1 protein-coding gene is annotated in these 551 nt (G+C 44.8%); it reads right to left on the reverse strand.

Going from position 1 to position 551, the window contains the following annotated elements:
• On the reverse strand, nucleotides 1-551 hold a 551-nt coding region (locus tag Q1A86_RS21135; RefSeq protein ID WP_299811428.1), incomplete at both ends, for an EF-Tu/IF-2/RF-3 family GTPase.

Below are 551 nucleotides of genomic sequence, written 5' to 3' on the forward strand. Positions count from 1 at the left end.
ATTTCTGACTTGAAAGTAGTGTGTGGAGTGATTGAACCTGGAGCAGCTAGTACTTGACCACGTTCAACTTCTTCACGCTTGATACCACGTAGAAGAACACCACAGTTCTCGCCAGCACGACCTTCGTCAAGAAGCTTACGGAACATTTCAACACCAGTACAAGTTGACTTAGTAGTCTCTTTGATACCAACGATTTCTACTTCTTCACCAACTTTGATGATACCGCGCTCTACACGACCAGTAACAACAGTACCACGACCAGCGATTGAGAAAACATCTTCGATTGGAAGAATGAATGCACCATCGATAGCACGCTCTGGCTCAGGAATGTAAGTATCTAGAGCTTCAGCTAGCTCAAGGATCTTAGCTTCCCACTCTGGCTCGCCTTCAAGAGCTTTAAGAGCAGAACCCTGGATAACTGGTAGGTCATCACCTGGGAAGTCGTACTCAGATAGAAGTTCACGAACTTCCATTTCTACTAGTTCTAGAAGTTCTTCGTCATCAACCATGTCACACTTGTTCATGAATACGATGATGAATGGTACGCCAAC

Origin of the sequence: uncultured Shewanella sp. (assembly GCF_947497935.1) — a bacterium.
Taxonomy (GTDB): domain Bacteria; phylum Pseudomonadota; class Gammaproteobacteria; order Enterobacterales; family Shewanellaceae; genus Shewanella.